This is a genomic window from Methanomassiliicoccales archaeon, from assembly GCA_038850735.1.
In the GTDB taxonomy this organism is placed as follows: Archaea; Thermoplasmatota; Thermoplasmata; order Methanomassiliicoccales; family JACIVX01; genus JACIVX01.
In genome coordinates, this window is sequence record JAWCLO010000006.1 from 35,407 (window position 1) to 53,944 (window position 18,538).

13 protein-coding genes and 1 tRNA gene are annotated in these 18,538 nt (G+C 45.7%); 8 read left to right on the plus strand and 6 right to left on the minus strand.

Going from position 1 to position 18,538, the window contains the following annotated elements:
* Window positions 1-2: 2 nt before the first annotated feature.
* Window positions 3-800, minus strand: coding sequence for a sulfide-dependent adenosine diphosphate thiazole synthase (locus QW087_04960; GenBank protein MEM2944071.1), 798 nt, complete (start codon window positions 798-800; stop codon window positions 3-5).
* 492 nt (window positions 801-1,292) lie between these two features.
* Between QW087_04960 and QW087_04965 the strand changes: the two genes are divergently transcribed.
* On the plus strand, window positions 1,293-1,667 hold the full coding sequence (locus QW087_04965) for a helix-turn-helix domain-containing protein (GenBank protein ID MEM2944072.1): 375 nt from the start codon (window positions 1,293-1,295) through the stop codon (window positions 1,665-1,667).
* Here the strand turns inward: QW087_04965 and QW087_04970 are convergent.
* Genes QW087_04970 through QW087_04980 form a run of 3 tightly spaced genes read right to left on the minus strand, consistent with a single transcriptional unit; the run spans window position 1,630 to window position 3,726 of the window.
* Window positions 1,630-2,472: a DNA glycosylase gene (locus QW087_04970; protein MEM2944073.1), complete on the minus strand. Its 843-nt coding sequence runs from the start codon at window positions 2,470-2,472 to the stop codon at window positions 1,630-1,632. The two genes, QW087_04965 and QW087_04970, sit on opposite strands and share 38 nt — an antisense overlap.
* Entirely contained in the window at window positions 2,472-3,299 is an 828-nt protein-coding gene (locus tag QW087_04975; GenBank protein ID MEM2944074.1) for a class I SAM-dependent methyltransferase, read from the minus strand. Before QW087_04975 ends, QW087_04970 begins: the two co-directional genes overlap by 1 nt.
* Window positions 3,244-3,726 (minus strand): adenosine-specific kinase, encoded by a 483-nt coding sequence (locus QW087_04980; GenBank protein MEM2944075.1) that lies wholly within the window; start codon window positions 3,724-3,726, stop codon window positions 3,244-3,246. The genes QW087_04975 and QW087_04980 overlap by 56 nt, the downstream gene beginning before the upstream one ends.
* Before the next feature lie 154 nt (window positions 3,727-3,880).
* Here QW087_04980 and QW087_04985 point away from each other — a divergent pair, with 154 nt between their 5' ends.
* On the plus strand, window positions 3,881-4,690 hold the full coding sequence (locus QW087_04985; protein ID MEM2944076.1) for a TIM barrel protein: 810 nt from the start codon (window positions 3,881-3,883) through the stop codon (window positions 4,688-4,690).
* A 211-nt stretch (window positions 4,691-4,901) separates the two neighbouring features.
* Window positions 4,902-5,942: a zinc ribbon domain-containing protein gene (locus QW087_04990; GenBank protein ID MEM2944077.1), complete on the plus strand. Its 1,041-nt coding sequence runs from the start codon at window positions 4,902-4,904 to the stop codon at window positions 5,940-5,942.
* A gap of 32 nt (window positions 5,943-5,974) precedes the next feature.
* Here the strand turns inward: QW087_04990 and QW087_04995 are convergent, their stop codons facing one another.
* On the minus strand, window positions 5,975-8,110 hold the full coding sequence (locus QW087_04995; protein ID MEM2944078.1) for a DnaA/Hda family protein: 2,136 nt from the start codon (window positions 8,108-8,110) through the stop codon (window positions 5,975-5,977).
* Window positions 8,111-8,571: 461 nt separating this feature from the next.
* Between QW087_04995 and QW087_05000 the strand changes: the two genes are divergently transcribed.
* A tRNA-Thr gene (locus tag QW087_05000) sits at window positions 8,572-8,662 on the plus strand.
* A gap of 108 nt (window positions 8,663-8,770) precedes the next feature.
* Here the strand turns inward: QW087_05000 and thiC are convergent.
* Window positions 8,771-10,051, minus strand: coding sequence for a phosphomethylpyrimidine synthase ThiC (gene thiC / locus QW087_05005; GenBank protein MEM2944079.1), 1,281 nt, complete (start codon window positions 10,049-10,051; stop codon window positions 8,771-8,773).
* 415 nt (window positions 10,052-10,466) lie between these two features.
* Here thiC and gyrB point away from each other — a divergent pair, with 415 nt between their 5' ends.
* From gyrB to QW087_05025, 4 genes are all read left to right on the plus strand, one after another.
* Window positions 10,467-12,362, plus strand: a complete 1,896-nt coding sequence (gene gyrB / locus QW087_05010; protein ID MEM2944080.1) for a DNA topoisomerase (ATP-hydrolyzing) subunit B — start codon at window positions 10,467-10,469, stop codon at window positions 12,360-12,362.
* Between the two features lie 9 nt (window positions 12,363-12,371).
* Window positions 12,372-16,109 (plus strand): DNA gyrase subunit A, encoded by a 3,738-nt coding sequence (gene gyrA / locus QW087_05015; GenBank protein MEM2944081.1) that lies wholly within the window; start codon window positions 12,372-12,374, stop codon window positions 16,107-16,109.
* A 254-nt stretch (window positions 16,110-16,363) separates the two neighbouring features.
* Window positions 16,364-17,080 (plus strand): ATPase domain-containing protein, encoded by a 717-nt coding sequence (locus QW087_05020; protein MEM2944082.1) that lies wholly within the window; start codon window positions 16,364-16,366, stop codon window positions 17,078-17,080.
* Between the two features lie 58 nt (window positions 17,081-17,138).
* A complete protein-coding gene (locus tag QW087_05025) occupies window positions 17,139-18,392 on the plus strand; it encodes a hypothetical protein (GenBank protein ID MEM2944083.1) in 1,254 nt (417 codons plus the stop codon).
* Window positions 18,393-18,538 lie beyond the last annotated feature (146 nt).

Here is an 18,538-nt window from a genome sequence, read left to right on the forward strand (position 1 = left end):
TTTCAATCTTTTCTTGAAAGGATGAGTTCAGCCACTTTCTTGCCCGAGAGAAGCATGCCTCCAAATATCGGCCCCATCCTTGGGGCACCCATCACAGCATTGCAGGCCATGCCAGCGACGTAGAGATTCGGAAACACCTCTACGGTGTTTTCCACGGTCATTTTTTCCCCCACTTCTGCCCACATGCTCTTCTCTCCTTCAATTCTTCCTGACGGGGTTCTCAACCTACCGGCCTTTTCCTGCACGATTCTGCATACCTCCGCAGCGTGACCAGTTGCATCGATTACGTATTTTGACTTCACGCTGACGGGATCGACGTGCAAGCCTGCGATATCTATGGCGCTCCAGTTAATGACCACTCCTGTAATTCTGGAATCTCTGATCATGACGTCTTCAACAGTGATGCCGTTGAACAGCCTCGCCCCCGCATCGAGCGCTGACGCGATCAGTTTTGCTGAAGACTCGACGGAATCTGCTGTATAGTATCCCCCGCCCTCATCTCTGAGTCTGACGCCAATTTCCTCGAGGAGCATCTTCGATTCTTCTTGGACAACGATGACTGGAAACAGCATGCCTCCGCCCCACATCCCTCCGCCTGGAGAAAGGCGCCTCTCAAAGATCACAACCTTCTTCCCTCCCTTGGCAAGGTACCTTGCAGCCGTAAGGGCGGCAGGGCCAGCTCCGGCGATTATAACATCGACATCCAAGCTCTTTACGAATTCTTGCGAAAAACGCTCGACGATTTTCCGAGTGATTACGACTTCATCAATGGCCATATGACGACCCCTTTCATGTTTCATATTTCATTAACAATCGTTTGCATTATAAGCTTATTTACCGTCCGTTAATGACCTAGACTTTCTAAAAATACTTTTGCATAATTTCGCGAGGAGCCCTCGAAAAGCGGGGCAATAAGTGGGAGAAGATCATCACACTGAAAGTTCCAAAATCGATAATCATTGATTGGAACTTCTCAAGACATGATGATTGGTATTCCTTACGACAAATGATATATATGCCGCATAGCAGGTGTCGAGGACCGGGGGATCGCTCGGCGACCGATTCTCCAATGGCACCATGCGATGGCTGGCTTAGTGTTAAGGAAACATAAGAGCACATTCCAATGGATTCTGGAATCAGTTCAAAATGCTGATCGATTTGACCAAGTTCGTTAAGGACTGCATTACTCCGTTTTCCTTCAGGCAAACTGACTCATTGTAATCTAAATTACTACGATTGAGCTGAAGGATAAATTATAAATCTTAAATATCGTTAAATTATCAAGGGTCGATATGAAGATCCCCTGTGAACTGATAGTCTGGTATGTTCTACCCTCGATCCGGAGGGAACTGGCTAGAGAACTTGTCGAGAAGCACGGAATGACTCAAGCTGATGTCGCAAGAAGATTTGGAGTGACGGACGCGGCTATTTCGCAGTATCTTAAATCCAAGCGCGGAACTAACAGAGAAATCGAATCAAGCGAACGGTATGAAGAATTTAAAAAGGAAATTGAGCGAGCCGCGATGAGGATGATCAATGGATCTGACATTGTGACGGAGACCTGCAGGATATGTGAAATGGTGAAAAAGAGTGGAATGCTGGTCTCCATTTATGAGAGCTACACTGGGGTTAAGGCACCGAAATGCGTGTGTCCTCAGATGGAATGATGCCCTCGCCCCTGCTTCTTGCCTCTGAAATGTAAATGAACTCCTGTGCGTAACCAGCATACTCCCCGAAATACTTTCTACAGAATTTGCTAACTTTCCTATAACTCCCTTCGATGCCATAGTTCTTCTTCACCGCACGCGCGATTCTCACATCGATGGGAAATGCTTCCAAATGGTCAAGCGAAAAAAGCGCTATGCAATCGGCGACCTTATTGCCGATGCCCTCAAATCTCATCAATTTTCGGACACACTCTTCATATTCGATCTCCCGTAGCTCGTCGAAATTTAATTCATTGGAAATTACGCGCTCGGCGAAGGCTAGTAAGCGCTGGTAGCGGAATCCTAAACCACACATTCTGACGTAACCATCATTTCTTATGATCTCTTCGGGTGTAGGAAAGGTGTAGTAACCTTCTGCGATTCTCCTACCGCACGTCCTGCATAGATTCTCAATCATTTTCTCAATTCGCGGGATGTTTGCGTAAGTGGCAAGTATGAACGATGCTGAGCATTCCCACGGATCCTGTCTTATGAGGCGCAACCCGCTATAATCTGATACAAGTTTTGATATGTAATTGTCCTTTGCGATATCCGCGTAGATCGTCTCGATCCTATCATCATGCCTGAAATATTTGTCTAGCTCCCCCTCCGTTACATTACCGTTTGCTGTGTATGTATCACCTACTTGCTCTAGTCTCACGATCTCAGAGCCGATAACGCCGATCCAACTCCTACCCAATTTCTTCCATCGAAAAACTTGCCCGCAGCCTAAAGTATAATCTAAATTGATTGGTCGAACAGTCATTAGATCTTCCTTGCGAGAAATACCATAATTTCGCAATCCTTCTTAAACGGTGAGAACGCGTAGTCTCCGTACACCTCAACAACATCAAACATGCATCGTCTCAGGAGCTCCATAGTTTCTCTGTAGGACATGCATCGCATTGTATATGCTGATGTTACACGTCTCAGGTTTCTGTCTTGCCTCGAAATGTCATAGAACAGATGAATCGTGAGCCTCTGACTAGAAGCATCGTATTCTCTTGATTCAAATCGAGAAATTATTTCGCCACCAGGGATCGTCTTTGTTCCGGTATGATGTACAATACCGTTATTTCTTTCAAATTTAGGATTCGCGAGAGAAATCGCTAAAAGTCCATCTGCCGTTAGATGTTTCCAGATATTTTTCAGAGCTTTTTCCTGGTCTTCAGTTTCGAGAATATGCATGAACGAGTTGTGCGGTATAATGGCAAAATTGAATCGTTCGGGGACATTGAAATCGCAAATGTCGGCTTGCAAAATGTCGATTCTACCCTGAACCTCTTCACGAAGGAGCTCGATTTTTGCGCTGCAACGGTCAAGCATAGCAGAACTCTTATCGATGCCAGTGACTTCATAGCCTTTTTCCGCAAGCGGAATGAGGATTCGGCCTGTTCCACACATGCATACCAGTATCGGGGAGCCTGCTGTTTCTGCCAATTGGATGTAAAAATCGATATCTTCCTTCAGATCTTCAGCCCAGATATCGTAGTATTTCGCTATGGGCTCGTATTCATCTGCCAATCCAAATCTGGTGTTATCGTTTGTAACCGATTTTCCTGAGGAAATCTCTCCTCTCTTTTTCTTTTTCATCGTCCTCGACTCCTACGGGAGGCTTTCCATCGATCACCCCGAGTATCCCCCGGCCTCTATCAGATTCTGCTACGACAACCTCAACATCGTTGGCGGTTGCGCAAAAAATCGAGCACACCTCCTGGACGTCTTTAATGCTCTTCATCACATTGATCGGATAGGCATTGCGCATCACGATAATGAATGAGTGGCCCGCGCCTATCTTCATGGCGTTTTCACTGGCGCATTTCCTTAGTTCCTCATCGTTTCCATCCACCCGCACCAGCCGATCCTGTGAAGCCTCGCAAAATGCAACTCCGAATTTGATCTGCGGGCATGAAGTCACGAGCGCCTCGTACAAATCTTCGGTTGTCTTTATGAAATGCGACTGCCCGACGATGACATTTGCATCGTGAGGTTTTTCGATAAGAACGGTCTCGATTCGCATAATACCCCAGTATGAAAAAAACATCTACTCGGATAAATATGTTTTCAGGTTTTGGTGCTGGTCTAGCAGTGGAGTTGTCTATTTGTCATATCTTGCCGCCTCGAGGAAGCGTTAATGGAAGTGTTAATTATTTCCGTCGGCATTTTCTCCAAATGTGTATTATTTTGGGCCCGCCGGTTATCCTGAGGGAAGCAAAGGGCCAATCGACGCCCTAGGAAAAATACACGATCTTGGCTTGAATGCCCTTGAAGTCCAATTCGTAAGGCAGGTTATGATATCTGAGGAAAAGGCGAAGTTGATCGGCGAGAAAGCTAAGGAGTTGGGAATTCTGTTAAGCGTGCACGCTCCCTACTATGTGAATTTCAACTCTGCAAATGAAGAAACCGTTAAAAAGAGCGTAGAATGGGTTTTAAAATCAGCAAGGGCAGCGGTGGCAATGGGTGCATGGATAGTCGTCATCCACGCGGGTACTTACGCCTCGAAAACACCCGAGGAGGCGACCAACGCGGTGATAAGAGGGATCATGAAGTGCCGGAAAGAGCTCGGCAGAAGTGGAGAGGGGGTAGTTCTGGGACTGGAGACGATGGGAAGAAAAGGATACTGGGGCACGCTCGATGAGATTTCAGATGTTGTGAAAAAGGTCCCCGGTACTTGCCCCGTGCTCGATTTCGCACACCTCCATGCGAGGAGCAACGGTGGGCTTAAGTCACAAGAGGATTTTGAAAAAATCATCGAATTTTCAGAAAGAATTTATCCAAGACACCTTCACATACATTTTAGCTCCGTCGAATTCACTGATGCTGGAGAGAGAAGGCATTTACCTTTGGAAGCAAAATCCCCGAATTTTGAGCTGCTTGCAGACAGTCTTAAAAAAAGGTCTTATGATATCACGATCATAAGCGAAACCCCATTGCTCGATCAGGACGCTGTCAAAATGAAGAATATTCTGCTTAAATCGGGATAGCAAGAGAATTTCGATTGGCGAATCGAACAAATCAGCACAATCTTTACGTGCCAATGACTCTATGGTCATGGGAAGACACGAGAACCAGCGCTCTGCAAATTAAAGAGATGGACTCTGGAGATAATCTCTGAGATTTTGCTAATTCATGCTTCAAAACATAATTATAGCTAAATATTTTGAAGAAGATTATCAACCGATAGCTGGTGATTGAGTGAAGCCAGACCGCTCCGAAGGGGAAGAACAGATAGAATTCGATTGTCCTGAATGTGGCACGCATATTGTTGGTGAGGTGACAAAGTGCCCGAAATGTGGTGTCGAATTCGTGATCGAGGAAGTTTTGGAGGTTGAATGTCCCAATTGTGGGGCGGTCGTTTCGGCAGATCTGGAAACATGCCCAAAGTGCAATGCGAGACTTCAATCTACGGAAGAGGCTAGTGTTTTGGAGGGTGAAGGTGCCGAAGCGCCCTTGATGGCTGCGAAAGAACGTGAGAACGAGCTGCGTAGGCAATTTCCTGCGCTCGTTGAGGAGGTCAAGTCGCTTCTTTCAATAGCAAGCGAATTTAACATAGATGCGAGCGTTGCAAAGATCTTTATTGACAAGGCTGTGAGGGCTGGAAAGCAGAGGAACATAGAATCTGCAGTGGCATTCGTGCGGGAGAGCCTCGAAAAGGCAAGAGAGGCCATTGAGGAAAGAATTCTAACTGATATAGAGCGGCTTGAGAGACTCGCAGAAATTACACAGAAAACGGGCTCTGATCCCAAAGAAATTTTCCAGTCGCTGGAGAGCATCAGGGTGAAAAAAGCTCAGGATGATCTAAGGGGAGCTCTTATGGAGATCAGAATCGGCATGGATACGGCTCGCAGGATCACAGGACGTTACGTCGAAGCTAGTGAGTTATGCGAAAGTCTTGAGAAGTTGATTAGGGACTCAGAACACCTTTACATCGATGTCAGAGAAGCGAGGAGGCTTCTCAATGAAGCAAAGGACGCTGGAAAGCACGGTGACTGGACAATGATGGGCGTTCTCGCAAAGAAGGGAAGAGAAACCATACTGAAACTTCTGCCCGACACGCTCAAAGATGAATTGAAGAAGTGCAAGGAAGTGCTTTTAGAAGCGAAGGCAGAAGGGAAGGAGGTAACTTCTCTCATAAAGATTCTGAAGGAAGCAGCTGTTGCTTTTAAGAAAAGGAATCTGGAGGAAGCCCTTGAAAGGCTCATCGAATTTAAGGCGGAGCTGAAGAGAATCTCCTGATCTAGAATGAAGTTAGGGGTTGAAATGAAACCTCATGAAAGCTTTATCACTTCCATTTCTCGCTCGAGAATAGATCGGTCCTGAATCCTGAGGCTCTCTTCGCTCACCGAAACGAGGAATATTGACTGGGTCTCTGAAATCTCGTCAACAACGCTCCTGATAAACCTGATGACGCCTTCAAATGTTGTGTAGCTTATCAGGTATTGGATATCATCGAGGAGGATGATGCTTTTTTCGTTCGAATGAATGAATTCTTCAATTACAAGCATGATTCTCTCCAGCGAAGGCGGGAGAGTTTGGGCTGTTGTTGACTCCCGATCGGTAAGCCAGTAGAGAGTTGCCCTGAGTTCTCCCATCCTCTCCATGAGGTTTCTAGGATGTCCCCGCGTTATCGCCATCCCACTGTAGCCCTCCTGGAGTTTTGACACGAATGCTCTGTAAGCACCCTCTGGCCTGGATTCTTCAAGGAGATAGCTGTGGCCCCCTTTTAAATCAAATCTCGTTTGGCTGATGCGCAGCCCAGCAGCCTCGCTGCTTAGAACTTCCCTTGCCAAGTTAAAATCGATGTTGACATTCATAAGCGATGAGAACGCGACAACTCTGTTGAGGCCTCCATGGAGCTGCCTGATGTTGTTCCTACAAACGTCAGCGATGAATTCAAGCACTTCTTTCGGAACCGATAAGCCCTCCTCTCTGATCTTCCTTTCAAGAATCGCAACCCTTGTCTCATATTCAGGCTGCTGTATATCTGCGATGAGCCCCGATTCGAATCGAGTAATCAGTCTATCTGAAATCGAGGGGATATCCTTCGGAGGCCTGTCGCATGCAAGAACTACCTGCTTCCTATTCTCGATGAGCTCGCTGAGTACGTGAAAGAGCTCTTCTTGCATTCTCTCCCTACCGGCAAGGAATTGGACATCATCGATCAGCAGTACGTCCGCGCCCGCATAGTGCCTTCTGAAGTCATCAATTGCACTCGTTGCAAGAGCCTCAATGAGCTCCCCCTCGAATTTTTCCATCGATGTATAAAGAACAATAAACTTGTTTGACTTCGAAAGAATCTCATTTGCAATCGCATGAAGCAAATGGGTCTTACCCATTCCTGACCTTCCATAAATGAACAGCGGGTTGTACATGGTGCCGGGGCTATTAGCTACCCCCCTCGCTGCAGCTTCAGCAAACCTGTTAGAATGACCAACTACAAAGCGAGAGAAGGTGAGCTGAGGGTTTATCGGGCGTCCATATCGGGGCTTTTGAATGACAGTCTCGCCGCATTTCAAACAGAGCCCATCGCGATCGAGAGGTTCTCCGCATCTTGGGCATCTTGCTGTGCTAGCTGCACCTGATGACTTCATTTTGTGATATTGAATGATGAGATCGTATACTCTATCGATCCTCTCATTTTGTTTTTTCCTCTCAACGTCAAGACGAATTTGTCTCTCGGCTAATTTCTCCTTTTCAGAAGTTTCCAAGCGTTTAACGAGGAATTCAAACTCCATTTCTGCATCAGCGACCCTATCAGGATCTTTCGCTTTCTTAGAAATCGATCGTAATTCCCTCTCTATTCCTTCACCCTTTACAACCCTCAAACGCTCAAGTAACGCTCTTGCCCTATCGATATTCTTTTCGTAATGATCGATAACTAGCGTCGCTTTCTCAGGGTCGCTCAGATAAATGTCAAGAACGCGAGAGACATCGTAGCCTTCTTGTGCCCACGTTTTAATTTTTCTTGCCGCTATGCTATCGTCATTTGCCAGAACACCAAGGTCGATGCTCATCAACGGTGATCGGGATTTCCACTTCATTATGAGACTCTCGTACGCAATTCGAGCTCCTGAAGCCTTCTGCTCAACCAATGCTGGGTCAACGTCTGCATGTATAATTAGCGTGGCAGTTGGGGATTCTGAGTCTTCCAAAATGAAATCGAAAGCCCTCGCTCCGGAATAACTCTCCGTGGTGATAATTCGATCCTTCTCGATGATGAATCTGTAGAAGGCGCCGATTGGAAGACCTTTGTTTGTGAGTATTGTACCATGAGAAGCAATACGGTCATCTTCATATAAAACTTCAATGTATCCAGATACGCATCTCGCTTTACAGATTTCTATAATATCTGCTAAGACGCCATATCCACCCTTTCTTTCTTCGATGATGTGTCCTTCAGGCATCCCATCTCTTTTTATCAATTATACCGATTACATTATCATGATTTTCCGTTAAATCCTTTCTGTAGCCAATATTTAATCTTTCGTGGAGAACTTCACATAAATTGACCGCTATCGATTATGGCAATATAGGAGCGGGCGATCGTGCCCTCCTCCCCCAACAACTTCTTCTATGCATTCTTTCGCTATTTCTATGTTGATATAAATTCGCATGCCCACACATGCATGCGAAACCTTGAAAAGACTTTTCAGGCGGGAGCAATCCCAACTCTCTAGTATGTGGCTTTATGGCCTTGAGGAATCGACAACAAACTAGTTTGATCCTGCTATCCGACCCCTTCGGCGAGGGAAGAATTCAGATTTTCAGCATCAAATATCTGGAGTCCATGACATCAGCCTTTCTTCACGCTTTTGATTTGTAAGAAAATTTTAAATCAGCGTGAAGATTTGTGTGGCCGAGTGATGCCACCGTAGCTTAGCGGAAATCTTTGATCGCTAAAGAGCGACGGTTTCGTAAACCGTAGGTCGGGGGTTCAAATCCCTCCGGTGGCTCCATCTGCCTTGGAATCGAAGGGCGTTCAAAAATACCTGCTGCCTACTACAAAGACTCGCCAAGCAAATCTCGTGAATGAATAGAAGGCAATCATGCATTTCATCAGGATCTCAGCAAACCCCGTCCTTCTTCAAGTATTCCCTCAGAATCTTGATGGCGCATACATCGCCACACATAGAGCACCCCTCGCTAGCCTCCGTTATCCCCCTCGCCCTGTATAGCCTCGCCTTTTCAGGATCGATCGCTTCTTTGAACATCGCATCCCAGTCGAGCGCCTTCCTTGCTTTTGACATCCTTAGGTCCCATTCCAATCCTTTTCCTCTTGCCACGTCTGCAGCGTGGGCCGCAAGCTTCGCGGCAATCAATCCCTCTTTTACATCTTCTTTGCTTGGAAGCGAAAGGTGCTCAGCTGGCGTGACATAACAGAGAAAATCAGCGCCGTGATATGCTGCCAACGCTCCGCCAATTGCACCAGATATATGATCATAGCCTGGCGCGATATCTGTAACCAGCGGACCGAGCACATAAAAGGGGGCTCCATCACACACAGTCTTTTCCACGCGTACGTTGGCTTCGATTTGATTTAATGGGACATGGCCTGGCCCTTCAACAATCACTTGGACCTCTTTCTCTTTTGCTCTCCTCACGAGATCTCCAAGTATGATGAGCTCCTGTAATTGTGGAACATCCGTTGCGTCATGGATGCATCCTGGTCTAAGTCCATCTCCGAGACTGATTGTAAATTCGTATTCGGATGCCAGTTCAAGTAGATAGTCAAAGTTCTCGTATAGAGGATTCTCCTTTTCATTATGGAGAATCCATGCGACTAGGAACGATCCGCCTCTCGAGACAACATCTGTGATTCTCCTGGAACGTCGCAGATGCTCGACGCTTTCCTTGGTCACGCCGCAGTGTATGGTCATGAAATCAACGCCATCTTTTGCATGTCTGATAATGCCGTTGAATATGTCATCCTCATCCATGTCCACGACTGCGCTTTCCCGGGCGGCTTTCAGGCCAGTCTGGTAAATCGGAACAGTTCCGACGGGTATTCTCACTTCTTTTAGAATTTTCCTTCTTACCAGATCGATATCTCCGCCGGTGCTCAAGTCCATGATAGTATCGGTACCGTAGTTGATTGCAATTCTTACTTTTTCCAGTTCGTTTTCGATCGAAGGCATGTCTCTTGATGTGCCTACGTTGACATTGACCTTTACTGCAAGCCCCTCTCCGATCCCACACGGTTTTGGAGAGTGTATTGGATTTGATGGAATGACGATGCGCCCTCTAATAATACCCCTTCTTATGAACTCTGGATCAACGCCCTCTTGCTTAGCCACTGCGATGATTTCATCCGTGAGCCCCTTTTTTGCATCCTTAATTGTTACCATTGCCGGCTCCAACCAATTATTCGCTTTTAGCGTTTGTGTCTCGATTCTTCTAATTTCCGATGCTACAATATTATTCTTGCGTAATCTTGTAGCACTTCGAGAAGAGTGTATCGTCGGAAATACCTTTATGATCACCGGAAAGGCGCTGCAATAAGCTAAGCCGAAAATCATGGCGAAAGGCCTTGCAAAGTCTAACTGCAACAGTCGCAATCATCATTATGAAATTGCATCTCTAGTGCGTGAAACTCTGCTCTTCAATTTAAATAGCCAGATATCTAGAAGAATATTAATAGTATGAACACATTAGGAAATAATGTTAGAGAAGGGATGGGGGTGTAGATCATCCCTTTGCACTGCACACTCATTTATTTGAAATGCTAAAAGAGAAACCAAAAAATCAGAGGGGTCGAGATCGATGGAAGACTCGAGCTATAACGAAGACAAAATACAAGTCCTTGAAGGACTGCAGGCGGTGAGAAAAAGGCCTGGGATGTATATCGGAAGCACTGACAGCAGAGGACTCCATCATCTCGTTTTCGAGGTCGTTGACAATAGCATCGATGAAGCGATGGCTGGTTTTTGCACGAAAATTGCTGTGACTATCAACGGGGATGGTAGCGTCACTGTAGAGGATGATGGCCGTGGCATTCCGACGGGCATTCTTCCAAAGTACGAACGACCGGCTGTCGAGATTGTGATGACAACACTCCACGCAGGCGGGAAATTTGACAGGAAAAGCTACAAAGTCTCAGGTGGTCTACACGGTGTGGGACTATCTGTTGTCAACAGTCTTTCTGAGTGGTTAGAAGTCAGGGTAAAGAGGGAAGGAAAAGAGCATTTTGCTCGATTTGAGAGAGGCGTCGTGGTAGATAAGTTACGCATCATCGGCGAGGCGAGCAGTACGGGCACGATAATCACTTTTAAGCCAGATCCTGAGATCTTTGAAGATGTCAATTTCGATGCGGATATTTTGGCTAGCAGATTAATGGATCTCGCTTTTTTGAACAAAAACGTCATCATTTTATTCAAAGATGAAAGGACTGGAAGAGAGGAGAAGTACCATTACGAGGGAGGGATCATAGAATTTGTTCAGCATATAAACAGAACGAAGAACGTACTTCACGAAAAGCCAATTTACATCGCAGGCGAACGCAGTGATATTTTGATCGAAGTGGCCCTTCAATATACTGATGCTTACTCGGAGAATATACACACCTTTGTCAACAATATCAACACGATTGAAGGCGGAACTCACCTCATTGGATTTAGATCAGCACTAACGAGGACGATGAATGATTACGCGAGGAAGTACGGATTTCTTAAGGAAAGCGATGAGAGCTTGAGCGGAGATGATGTGAGGGAAGGCCTTACAGCTATACTGAGTGTCAAAATGCCGGAGCCGCAGTTTGAAGGCCAAACAAAGACAAAATTGGGAAACAGTGAGATCCGCGGAATTGTTGATTCATTTGTATATGAAAGACTTTACCAGTATCTGGAAGAAAATCCCAAAGTCGCTGAAGCCTGCATAAGAAGGGCAATACTTGCAGCGCAGGCGAGGGAAGCGGCGAGAAAGGCAAGGGAACTGACGCGTAGAAAGGGATTTCTTGAATCTGCAAGCCTTCCTGGTAAGCTAGCAGATTGCACTGAAAAGGATCCTGCAAAATCGGAGCTGTTCATAGTTGAAGGGGACTCCGCTGGTGGAAGTGCCAAGCAGGGAAGAAATAGGGAATTCCAAGCTGTTCTTCCATTGAGAGGGAAGATTCTCAATGTTGAAAAGGCGCGTATGGATAAAATACTAAAAAATGCCGAAGTAAGAAATCTGATCACAGCTCTTGGTACTGGCATCAAAGAGGATTTTGACATCAGCAAAACCCGTTACCACAAGATCATTATAATGACCGATGCTGATGTTGACGGTGCGCACATACGCACCCTTTTGCTCACGCTTTTCTTTAGATACATGAGACCGCTCATAGAAAACGGCTATGTGTATATCGCGCAGCCGCCGCTTTATAGGATTGCAAAGGGTAACACGGAGATTTACGCTTATACTGAGAAAGAAAGGATAAGCGCTGTTGAACGCCTGGGAAAAGGAGTCTCCATTCAGAGATACAAGGGTCTTGGTGAAATGAATCCGAAACAGCTCTGGGAGACGACGATGAATCCCGATACAAGGGTCATGAAGAAAGTGACAATCGAGGATGCAAGGAGGGCTGACATTCTTTTTAACATCTTGATGGGCGATGCTGTTTTGCCCAGAAGGGAATTTATCAGTGCACATGCGAAAGAAGTCGAAAACCTTGACGTGTAGGGTGTTTTGATGGAAGAAAAGACCGTACGAATAATTCAGCGACCTATTGAAACGGAGATGAAAAAGTCCTACATCGACTATGCAATGAGTGTTATCGTTGGGAGAGCTCTACCGGATGTCAGAGACGGTCTAAAACCGGTCCAGAGGAGAATCCTCTATGCGATGTATGACATGGGTCTGTACTCAAATAAACCTCATAAGAAAAGCGCTCGTGTGGTTGGCGAATGTTTTGCCGCGGGGACAAAGGTACTGACATTTCGGGGGCTTGTTCCGATCGAAGAAGTAGAAAGAGGGGATATCGTCTTTACACAGTCTGGATTTGGGCGTGTTCTGGAATTGTATGAGATGCCCCCGAGACCGCTCGTAAGAATCAGATTTGAAAATGGTATGGAACTCTTATGCACGCCAAAACAGCTCTTGAAAGTCTATGAGCCATCGAGTGGGATCTTTTGGAAAGCTGCAGAAGAATTGCGGGTTGGGGACATGCTTGTATCTCGATGTGTGTATCCTTGCGGTCTCGAATATCCCCAGATGGAAATATCCAATGGAAATTTAGTCACCATCGACGAGTTATTTGCCTATTTGTACGGCTGTTTGCTGGTGGTAGGTCAGTACTCCGAATCTTATGTTGCCTCTGTGCGTGAGATCGTGGAATCTCTAGCCTCTCGATCAGGAAGGATATACACTGCCGCGCCCCTCATTATCAGGAAAAAAATTTCCGCACTTTGCAGCTCACCTGCAGTCAAATCACTGGGGCATATTGAGATGTTTGAGGAACTGCTTTTAAGAATCTCAAAAGTAGTGAATTCCCGCTCAAGCCTTGCCGAGGAATTTTTCAGGTCACCTAGATCCGTCTTGGAATCTCTCGTATTGGGGGTAATCAATTCTTCTGCATCATTTTCCGATGGAAAGATTAGAATTCCTTTCAAGTCAAAGAGGCAGGCCGCTGACATCCAGCTAATCCTGCATCATTTGGGAGTGATTTCTAAAATAATTATGTCACCAGCTGGTGAAAATGAAGGCGACCGTCTTGATCAAATGGGGTACTTCAGAGCTACCACGGTTGAATCAGAATCATCCTGTACCATTGAGATTAGTGGCACGCACGCAGATCTAATGAAACGGCTCTTGGAGCCTGAGCCACCTTATGACGATCACTCAAGGGTCCCCCATCCAGCTCAGAATTTTAGCTGCCCGAAGGAGTGCTATGTCGACGAATATATCAATCAGGTGCAAGGTCTGCCTATAATGTATTGCAAGGATTCAGACGTTGTTGCAGAAGCCACGGCCTTCTGGAATTCTGATGAGCCTTTGCCAGACGATATCACCTTCATCCGGGTACTCTGCATCGAGACCGCTCCGGCCGAAATGACGTATGATATTGAGGTTGAGGGATCGCACGAGTTTTTAGCTAATGGCGTAGTTTCCCATAACTGCCTTGGTAAGTATCATCCTCATGGAGATATGGCTGTTTATGATGCTCTCGTGAGAATGGCCCAAGACTTTTCAATGCGATATCCTCTGGTCGATGGCCAGGGAAACTTCGGCAGCGTAGATGGAGACTCAGCTGCCGCGATGAGATATACTGAATGCCGTCTATCTCCCATTGCCGAGGAGCTCCTGGTTGATATAGAAAAGGACACCGTCGATTTTGTCGATAACTTTGATGGAAGTTTGAAGGAACCAGCAGTTCTACCCGGGAAATTTCCTAATCTCATTGTCAATGGATCATCTGGAATAGCTGTAGGCATGGCCACAAACATCCCACCTCACAATTTGAGGGAGGTGGTCGATGCTATCGTCAATTTAATAGACAATCCGAGCATGGAAACATCTGAGTTGATGGAATTCATCAAAGGGCCAGATTTTCCAACCGGCGGCATCATTTATGGTATAAGTGGGATTTTGGAGGCTTATTCCACCGGAAAAGGCAAGTTGAGGGTGAGAGCAAGAACTCAGATTGAGGAATTTGAGAACAGGAAGAGAATAGTTGTTACAGAAATCCCCTACCAGGTCAATAAGTCTAACTTGATCGAAGCGATCGCAGAGCTCGTTAGGGACAAGAAAATCGATGGCATTGTTGATCTTAGAGACGAATCAGACCGCGAAGGCATGAGGGTTGTTATCGAACTTCGAAAGGATGTGATGGAGAATATCGTACTTAATCAGCTGTTCTCTCATACTCAGATGGAGGTTACGTTCGGAGTCATAAACCTCGCCCTCGTCAACAACGAACCAAAGATACTGACACTTAAGGAAACTTTGCAGCATTTTATTGATTACAGAAAAAATGTTGTCACGAGGAGAACGAAGTTCGAGTTGGAGGAGGCAAAGAAGCGAGAACACATTTTGCAGGGTTTGATGAAGGCGGTTGACGCGCTGGATGATACCATTATGCTGATTCGAGCTTCGAAGACTCCCGAGGAGGCAAGGGTCGGGCTTATCAATCGATTATTGATTACTGAAGAGCAGGCAAAGGCTATTCTTGATATCAAACTCCAGCGCTTGACAGGTCTTGAAATTGAAAATCTTAAGAAGGAATTCTTTGAAATCGAAAATAGAGTGAGGGAATTGGAGGGCATTCTCGCGGATGAGAAAAAGATCTTGGAAATCATCAAGAATGAAATGCTCGAGATCAGAGAAAAACACGGGGACGAGCGAAAAACTGAGATCGTTCACGATGTGCAGGAAATAGACCTAGAGGATCTTATTCCCGATGAAGAAATGGTCATCATTGTTACGCATGATGGCTATATAAAGAGGGTGCCTTTAGATACTTACAAGCAGCAAAGAAGGGGCGGCGTCGGTCTCATAGGAATGGAAACAAAAGAGGAGGATTACGTGACTAACCTCTTTGTTACATCAACGCACAATTATCTGATGTTCTTTACGAATTTAGGAAAAGTCTACTGGCTCAAGGCATATCAGGTGCCGGTGGGAAGCCGTCAATCCAAAGGAAAACCTATCGTCAATTTGCTCCCTGCAATGGCTGAGGGTGAAAAAATACTGGATACCATTGCTGTTAAAGAATTTGATGAAAACCATTTCCTCGTTTTTTCAACGAAGAAAGGCTTCATCAAGAAGACACCACTTACGGCATATTCCCATGTGAGGTCGTCAGGAATAATCGCATTGGGCCTTACGGAAGGTGATGAGCTCGTCGATACGAGGCTCACCGACGGCACGAAAGAGATAATCATTGCTACAAAAGGCGGGCAAGCGGTGCGGTTTAGCGAGACAGAGGTGAGACCGATGGGAAGGGCGGCAAGAGGAGTCATTGGAATTAGGCTTAATCCAGGTGATGAAGTCGTCAGCATGGCCGCAGTATCAGCAAACTCGATGCTCTTATCCGTTACTGAGAATGGATACGGAAAACTCTCCCCCGTTCCAGAGTACAGGAAGACGAGGAGGGGCGGGAAGGGCGTAATTACGATCAAAACTGGCGAGAGAAATGGCAAGGTCGTCTCAGTGCTCGATGTTGCGGAAAATGACGAGCTCATCATCACGAGTACACAGGGGATGGTCATTAGAATTCCGGTCTCTGATATTAGAGTAATGGGAAGGGCCACGATGGGCGTCAAGATCATGAAGCTTCGGGAAGGCGATAGGGTTACTGCGGTGGCTCGACTCATAGGTGAGAAGGAAGAAAAAATGGTCGAGATGGCCCAGATAACGGAAGATAAAGATATGATTCCAAAAGAATCACCAGAAGATCTTTTCGAGGAAGAGGATGAGCCAGGAGAATAGTAATAGATACATATTCAACTCGATGCGATTGCAGACTTATGACGAGAAATCTATTAGTTAAAATAAACGAGAGATAAACAAAACATTAAACCCAAACATTAATTTCAATAGCCAATATTTCTTGATTTTAGTCTCTCAGAATGAGTCATTTGATAATTTTGCGCGATTTCGTCCTCTTCTTCAGTCTTACCTGCTAAATGTTGAGAAACGATGTGAAAAAGTTTTATTAATGGTCATATCAATGGATTCCCCAGGTGCTGGTGCGCATTATGTTCAGAAATTCAATTCAGGGGCTTGAGAAAATATTCAGGACCGATATTGACGCGCCGAAGGTAGTGCTGGTAACTGGGCCGCCTGGATCTCTCAAGACGAGTTTTACTTATTCTCTCATATCTGCTTATCTTGAGAAAACAGATGAATGCGGTCTATATGTTACATTGGAAGAGACTGCGGACAGTCACCTCAAGAATATGAGAAGCCTAGGAATAGAGATCGCTCCAAAACTCGAGATTTCCGATTTTACCGATCTCAGAGATCTAGATGAGGTGATCGAGTCGGAGGCGCCGACGGACTACCTGCATTTTGTTGAGCAAGTCATTTCGTATTATAGAAAGAAGCACCAGGAGAAATTTACTATCTTTGCACTGGACTCACTTGGCGCACTGTATTCTCTTATGGACGAAACGAAAGGTATGCGGAAGAAAATGTTCTATTTCTTCAAAACGCTCCGTGATCTCAATCTCATTTCATTCATTATAATGGAGAAGACTCAGGGGGAATCCGTTGAGTTTGTTGGTAACGAGCTATTTTTGGCCGATGGTATCATCGAGCTTGGAATTGATCGCACACGTGGAAAATTAGCGAGGTATGTCAGAGTGGAAAAGATGAGAGCATGTGAGCACAGCATGGAAAAACATACGATTGAAATAGGAACAAATGGGCTGATGGTATTGGGCCCCACGCTGGTGTAGGTGATGTTTGGCGAAGTAATTGTGGTTAATATCATAATATCGCGATAGCTATAGGTGAATGGAAGGTGATTTGACAGGAGGAGTTGTTGTGTCGTCGCAGGACAGTATTCCAATATGGCAGGTTATTGAAGAATTCAAAGAAAAGATAAAAACTCAAGATGCGGAAATGAAGAAACGTAAGGAAGAGCTCGATGCAAGGGAATCTGAGCTAAAAGAGCGCAAAAAGCAGCTCGACGAGTACGCTGAAGCTCTGAGCAAGAAAGAACATGAACTAAGAGACTGGGAATCCAAGTTGATCCCTAGGGAGCAGGCGGCGAGAAAAGCTGAGAAGGAAATGGAGGCGCTTGAAAAGGAACTAAGAATAAGAGAAGAGGAGCTGCATAACGCCCGACTCATAATTGAGAAACGCCAGAAGGAAATTACTGAACAGGAAACCCAGATTTTGAAGTTGAGAGAAGAGGCAAAGGGATATGAAGAGCGTATCAAGAATGCAGCGGAAAAGGTGCTCGCTATTGAAGAAAAAGTCCTTGCTGGTGAACAGGAATTGAAGAGGGTTCTTGAAGAGATTTCTGGAAGGCGCGAGGAATTGCTTGCGAAGATCAAGACATTCCAGGAACAGCAGGAGTTGCTCGAAGAGAGCAAGTCGATTCTCATCAATGAACAAAAGAGACTTGTTGAATGGGAAAAGATATTGAACGACCGTGAAGAAGCCCTCAGTGCGCGCGAGAGAGTTCTCGTGAGGAGGGAGGAATTGCTTTCTGGGCTACCAACAGGCGAGGAACTTGCACCGGAGTCCGCAGTTGAACCGTCTCATGGTGTATCGATTTCTGACGTCCCAGTTTCAGAAACGGCGACCGTGAAAGAGACTGGAACTATGGCGCCCACAGCTTCTGTATCAGGTGAAGAGAAGCCCGCTTCTAGCGGGGAAATCAAGTCAGAGTATGTTTCTGAGGAAAGGGCTGTTTTGGGAGAGAAAGGCAGCGTGGTGGCAGAAGAAGTGCCGATCAAGGAGGAGCAACCTCTGTCTCGTCCAGAATACCGGGAGACATTCTGCCCAAATTGTCGTACAATAGTTGATGTTGATGCGGAAAAGTGCTATGCATGTGGATATTTATTGAAGCAAAAGGAGAGGGCGGGGGAAGTGTCCGTACAGGCAGAAGAAACTGAAAAGGTGCCTGGAGAAAAGCCCATGGCGGAGACGCCAGTATCAGCAGCTTCCGAAAAGACTGAGGAGAAGCCGGAAGGCGAGGCAGAGAAAGAAACGGTAGTTAAACGTCCTATATCAATCAAAAAAATTATAAGAAAGAAATGATCTCTCTGATGCAGGAAGTTGCCTTATTGCATTGAAGTAATTTATTGCAGGCCACCGTGAATAGATTGCACTTATCCTATTTTTCATTTTTATTGTTGGCTATACATGAGGGAAAGTATTTCATTTAAGAATTGTGAAAGTGACAG